The organism is Halanaerobium sp. (genome assembly GCF_003070835.1).
Genome location: NZ_QBLR01000198.1, coordinates 1 through 6,234, shown reverse-complemented (window position 1 = coordinate 6,234; position 6,234 = coordinate 1). Strand labels below are relative to the sequence as shown.

Sequence of the window (6,234 nt, the reverse complement as noted above, 5' to 3'; positions counted from 1 at the left end):
GAGCAGAGGCACTTAAATAAAGTTTTATAAAGGAGGAATTTGTGTGAGTGACCAGAACATTGGTAGAGTAGTTCAGGTTATTGGTCCGGTAGTTGATATTGAATTTCCGGATGGTAAATTACCAAAGGTTAAATATGCGGTTAAAATAGAGAATGAAGAAAAAGATATAAATTTAACCTGTGAAGTAATGCAGCAGCTCGGTGATGACCGAGTACGTTCCGTTGCTATGTCATCAACAGATGGATTAGTAAGAGGAATGGAAGCTGTAGATCAGGGAGCTCCAATCAGCACACCTGTTGGTGAAGCTGTATTGGGTAGAGTTTTTAATGTTTTAGGTGAGACAATCGATAATCGAGGTGAAGTAGGAACTGATGAAAGAATGCCTATTCACCGTCCCGCTCCTACATTTGAAGAACAGGAATCAACAACAGAACTTTTTGAAACTGGAATTAAAGTAATTGATCTTTTAGCACCATATACACGTGGTGGTAAAGTAGGATTATTTGGTGGTGCTGGTGTAGGTAAAACAGTACTTATCCAGGAATTAATTAATAACATAGCGACAGAGCACGGTGGTTATTCAGTATTCTCAGGTGTAGGAGAAAGAACCAGAGAAGGGAATGACCTCTGGCTGGAATTTCAAGAAGCTGATATTTTAGATAAGGTTGCCATGGTTTTTGGCCAGATGAATGAGCCACCAGGAGCTCGGATGCGTGTAGGTTTAACAGGATTAACAATGGCTGAATATTTCCGTGATGAAGCCGGTCAGGATGTATTATTATTTATTGATAATATCTTCCGTTTTATTCAGGCGGGTTCTGAGGTATCTGCTCTTTTAGGTAGAATGCCTTCAGCTGTAGGTTATCAGCCAACACTTGCTTATGATGTTGGTACTTTACAGGAGAGAATTACTTCAACGAAGAAAGGTTCAATCACATCTGTTCAGGCAGTATATGTACCTGCAGATGACCTGACTGACCCTGCTCCTGCAACCACATTTGCTCACTTAGATGCTACAACAGTACTTTCCAGAGATATTGTGGAAAAAGGTATTTATCCTGCTGTTGATCCACTTGATTCAACTTCAAATATTCTTGATCCAAGAATATTGGGAGAAGAACATTATAATGTTGCACGTGAGGTACAGGAAATTTTACAGGAATATAAGGATTTACAGGATATTATTGCAATTCTAGGTATGGACGAGTTATCTGAAGAAGATAAGATTGTTGTAAACAGAGCGCGTAGAATTGAGCGTTTCTTATCTCAGCCATTCTTTGTTGCTGAGCAGTTTACAGGAACTCCTGGTAAGTATGTTGAACTTGATGATACAATTCGAGGTTTCAAAGGAATCTTAGAAGGGCGTTATGATGATCTACCTGAGGAAGCATTTTATATGGTAGGTACAATCGAAGACGCAGTGGAAAAAGCTAAACAGCTGGAAGAAGGTGAGTAGCCAATGGCTGCTGCACCAAAAATTCAGCTTGATGTTGTAACACCGCAAAAATTGGTTTACAGTGAAGAAGTAGATAAATTAGAGGCACCGGCAATCGATGGTTTGATTGGTATCTGGCCCCGACACGCACCTTTAGTAACTGCAATGAAAATCGGAGTTGTTAGAGTTGTTAATGGTAGTGAAGAGATCCAGATAGCTATCAGCGAGGGTTTTATGGAAGTTCAACCCGATCGAGTTAATTTGGTTGTTCGGACAGCTGAACTACCTGAACAGATAGATGTTGATCGTGCTGAAGCAGCGAAAGAAAGGGCAGAAAAGAAATTAGAAAAAGATCATGAAAATATTGATTTTGCCCGAGCTGAAGCTTCTTATGAAAGAGCATTAGCACGTCTCAAAGCTGCTGGACACCATGATCACGGTTATGATCGTTTATAACTAAAAATGTTTGTTTATGTTCATGCACCGTGAACCACCCGATTTGTGTTTAATTATGTCGAAAAAATATTATAAATATCAAAAGGGTCCCTTAAGGGGCCCTTTTTGTAATTAGACTTTACTATTTTACTTTAAGATTTTCTGGAGCAGGGTTAAATTTGATCAATTAACTTTGATGCAAATTTAGACAAAAACTGACAGGTTCACGGTGCGTGCACATACGTGCACAAATACGAACACACCTGAACATGTACGCTCAAAAATCCAGGATTAAAAGAATCTGTACATAACAAACTGAAAATGTTAAAATGATATCAGGAGGATATAATTTATGATAAACAATAATGAAGAAAGCAAACTCGAAAAAACTGCCCGTGAAGGTGCTTTTGGTTCTAAAGAAATCAAAAAAGATGAGAAAAATAAATTTTTAGGAGAATTTGAAGAAAGAATAATTGCCTATTTAACAGATAAACAGGTTAAAGAAAAGGCATTATACCCTGAGATTAAAGAGGCCTTAAAAAATAAAGAAGCAGCTAAATTAATTATTAGAGGAGATATTGATAAAAAGCATATCTCAGATTATATAGAATGGGCCCGCAAAGAGGGGGTAAGATTTAATAGAAAAAACTCTCCTGAATTCCGGGGAAATGTATCTTTGGAAGTAGTTGGAAAAGATGCGGTATCTCAGCAATTTGGTGCAATTCCGGAGCGAGAAGAAAAGTTGCAAAAGAAGGGCGTATCTGATAACATTATAGAGAATGCAGGCTCTTTGCTCTGCAGTGATTGTTGGGATGAATTAATGGAAAAAGCGCCGGAAGAAAAAATCAATTACAAAAAGGCCGGCATTTTAGATAAAATAACTGGTACAGACTGTATAGGCTGCAGAAAAAAATAATTGTTAAGAGGATAATTTTTGATTAATGTGGTCTTTAAAGGTGTAATTTTAGAAAGGGGCTTTTAGAGGTGGACAAGTATATAATTCAAGGTTTGAATCCACTTAAAGGAGAAATTAAAGTTGGGGGATCTAAAAATGCAGCATTACCAATCATAGCTGCATCATTACTTGCTGATTCTGAGGTAGTGTTAGAAGATATCCCAAGACTTAGAGATGTTACAAATTTATGTAGTATAATTGAAGATATGGGTGCAAAAGTAATAAGAGATAAAAACCGGATTGAAATTGATCCAAGATTAGTTTCTAAAACAGAGGCTGATCATGAACTTGCCAGGAAATTAAGAGCTTCATATTATATTTTAGGAGTGATGCTCGCTAAATCAGGACATGCAAGGACAACTCTACCTGGTGGTTGTAATATCGGTAACCGCCCGATTGATCTTCACCTCAAAGGATTTAGAGCTTTAGGGGCAGAGGTCAATCTTGACCATGGAGTGGTAGATGTTAAAGCTGATAATTTAACTGGAGCAGAAATCTACCTGGATTATCCAAGTGTTGGTGCAACCATTAATATTATGATTGCTGCCAGCCGTGCTGACGGTAAAACAATAATCGAAAATGCAGCTCGTGAACCAGAGATTGTAGATTTAGCTAACTTCCTAACTGTAATGGGAGCTAATATTAAAGGTGTAGGTACAGACATCATAAAAATTGAAGGTGTAGATGAGATGCATGGAGTTGAGCATCGAATTATACCTGATCGAATTGAAGCAGGTACATACATGATTGCATCTGCTATCACGGGTGGAGATGTTTATGTTCGCAATGTTTTAACTGAACATGTTAAACCACTGATTGCAAAAATGCATGAGATGGGAATTACTGTTGAAGAAGATATTGCCGGAGTTAAAGTTAAAGCAGATGGCAAGTTAAAAGCTGTTGATGTTAAAACTCTGCCTTATCCTGGTTTCCCTACTGATATGCAGTCTCAGATGATGGCTTTATTAACTCAAGCTGATGAAACAAGTTTAATTATTGAAACAGTGTGGGAAAATCGTTTTATGCATGTAGATGAATTGCAAAGAATGGGAGCAGATATTAAAATCGATGGACACAGTGCTCTCATAAAACCTGGTCGCCTAACCGGTGCTGAAGTAAGAGCTACAGATTTGAGGGCAGGAGCTGCACTTATTCTGGCCGGACTGGCTGCTGAAGGTCAAACAGAAGTTAAAGATATCTATCATGTTGAGCGAGGGTATGAAAATATAGAAGAGAGGCTCCGGGGAGTTGGGGCTTCAATAAATAAAGTATCTGAGTAAATAAAACCTGCCGCTGATATTTCAGCGGTTTTCTGTTTTGAAATTGATTTTAGTTTCTAAATAAAACAAGGTGGTGAAGAAAATGATTACAACGGTAACGTTAAACCCGGCAATTGACCGCGAGTACTTTGTTGAAAAAAATGAGGTTATGAAAAACCAGTTTATTTACAATGACGAAGATCTAAAAGTTTATCCGGGTGGTAAAGGCTTGATCAGTGCAATTAATTTTAAACAACTCGGATATAGCGATGTACAGAATATCGGTTTTGTTGGTGGTAAGCAGGGTTTATTTTTCGAGAAAATGGTTCAACAACATGATATTATAAGTAATTATATTCATACTGAAAGTGAGATAAGAAATAACGTTAAAATTATTGGTAAAAACCCACCAACCTATACTCAATACAATGATTATACATTTAAAGTTGAAAAGGCAGAAGTAGAAGAGCTGATAATTAGATTTAAAAGATCAATTGCGGAAAGTAATTGTATTTTAATTTCTGGTTCAGTTCCTGAAGGAGTAAATTTTGATATTTATCAGCGTCTAATTAAAATTGCTAAAAAGAAGAATAAACATGTTTTTCTGCAGGCCAGTGGTGAAGCCCTGAAATTAGCTTTAGAGGCAGAGCCTGATGTTGTAACACCATATTTTAAGCATCATAAAACAATTTTAGATATAGAGATGAATGACAAAGAAGATTACATTGACGTGGGTAAAAAAATGCAGGAAATGGGTGCTAAAAGAGTTATGATTCCATTTCACTGTGATCGCATACTATTTGATAAAAATGGTGATGTTTATCAGCTTTCACCAAAAGGATACTGCATTATTAACTGGTTAGGAGCAAGTGATGCTTACAATACCGCCTATTTAGATTATGCTTTTAAAACAGATAAATTTGATTTTATTGAAGCAAATCTAAGAGGGGGAGCTGCCGCCTTATGGATAGCAGAAAATAGAGAAGTCTATTTAAATGATAGAAAAGATTACAACTGCTGTATAGAAAGATTAGAAGTTAATAAGTTGGAGGTGTAAAAGTTGAGTCTAGTTAGAGATTATATGATCAGAACAATGAATTCAGTTACGCCAGAGGATAATATTCGCAAAGCAATAATATTAATGTATAGATCAGAACAATCTGTATTACCAGTGGTTGATCATCAAAATCAGTTTGTGGGAACCATTTATAGTAATAATATTCTTAAGAACATAATCCCCGAAAGTTTTGGCTTTTTGGACAGCAGCCGCTTGTTTTATGAAGTTAATGAAGCAGTCGAAAACTTAAAATATGTTAAGGATGAAAATGTGGGTAAATATATGGCCCGCAACCGTGACGCTGTTAAAGAAAAAAGCGATATGAAAAAAATTGCTGATATTATGTTAAACAACAAAGAATCACTCCTCTTTGTAGTTAATGATGAAGGCTTTTTGCGCGGATTTATTGAAAGATCAAACCTTCTACACTATTTATTAGATGAAGCAGAAAATCATTCTAAGTAGTTATGTCTGGACAGTTGTGTCTGCAATATAGCTTTGTTTGCTAAGGTTATTGATAACTCAATAATTATATTAGAGTATTGGATAAAATGAGGTGTATTTTATGAATGAATTAATTAATTTTTCTGCACATGATGTTGAAGAATGGCTGGTGTTAAATAATATTGCTAATAAAGAACTTTATTTAATTGCTTCATTTTTATTATTTGCATTTTTAGTAGTTTTACTAGCCAAAAAATATAGAATTCCAATCGTGGTTGGTTATGTATTTTTAGGTATCTTATTGAGTCCGGACATCATTTCTGTTTTTCCCATAATAAATTCAGAAATGTCTAAAATGTATACTTTTGTTCTGGCTAATTTAGATTATGTTACAAATATTGCTCTGGCCTTCATTGCTTTCACAATTGGTAGTGAACTTTCAATAAAAACAATAAAGCGGCTGGGAAAAAGTATATTTTCAATTGCAATTATGGAATCTGTTTCAGCTTTTATAGTTGTTGCGGCAGCAGTCTATATGATTGGTCGGCCGCTTTATATGGCACTTTTATTTGGAGCAATTGCTTCTGCTACTGCACCAGCTGCAACTGTAATGGTTTTAAAAGAATATAATGCTGAAGGTCCGCTAACT

Annotated in this window: 7 protein-coding genes; all 7 read left to right on the top strand. The window is 36.1% G+C overall.

Features of this window, described 5'->3' with window-relative positions; all coding sequences use genetic code 11:
* Positions 1–43: 43 nt before the first annotated feature.
* Positions 44–1,456 carry a F0F1 ATP synthase subunit beta gene (gene atpD, locus CI949_RS15165; protein WP_073158601.1) on the top strand — a complete coding sequence of 471 codons (1,413 nt, stop codon included), beginning with the start codon at positions 44–46 and terminating at the stop codon, positions 1,454–1,456.
* A 3-nt stretch (positions 1,457–1,459) separates the two neighbouring features.
* A complete protein-coding gene (locus CI949_RS15160; RefSeq protein ID WP_073158604.1) occupies positions 1,460–1,891 on the top strand; it encodes a F0F1 ATP synthase subunit epsilon in 432 nt (143 codons plus the stop codon).
* Between the two features lie 331 nt (positions 1,892–2,222).
* On the top strand, positions 2,223–2,786 hold the full coding sequence (locus tag CI949_RS15155) for a YueI family protein (RefSeq protein WP_073158606.1): 564 nt from the start codon (positions 2,223–2,225) through the stop codon (positions 2,784–2,786).
* 68 nt (positions 2,787–2,854) lie between these two features.
* Positions 2,855–4,105: a UDP-N-acetylglucosamine 1-carboxyvinyltransferase gene (locus CI949_RS15150; RefSeq protein ID WP_073158608.1), complete on the top strand. Its 1,251-nt coding sequence runs from the start codon at positions 2,855–2,857 to the stop codon at positions 4,103–4,105.
* Between the two features lie 82 nt (positions 4,106–4,187).
* Positions 4,188–5,141: a 1-phosphofructokinase family hexose kinase gene (locus CI949_RS15145; RefSeq protein ID WP_073158610.1), complete on the top strand. Its 954-nt coding sequence runs from the start codon at positions 4,188–4,190 to the stop codon at positions 5,139–5,141.
* Positions 5,142–5,144: 3 nt separating this feature from the next.
* The gene (locus tag CI949_RS15140) at positions 5,145–5,606 is read left to right on the top strand and encodes an HPP family protein (RefSeq protein ID WP_073158613.1); all 462 of its coding nucleotides are present in this window, start codon (positions 5,145–5,147) and stop codon (positions 5,604–5,606) included.
* A 100-nt stretch (positions 5,607–5,706) separates the two neighbouring features.
* Positions 5,707–6,234, top strand: a 528-nt coding sequence (locus CI949_RS15135; protein WP_290767800.1) for a cation:proton antiporter, incomplete at its 3' end; no start/stop codon positions are given.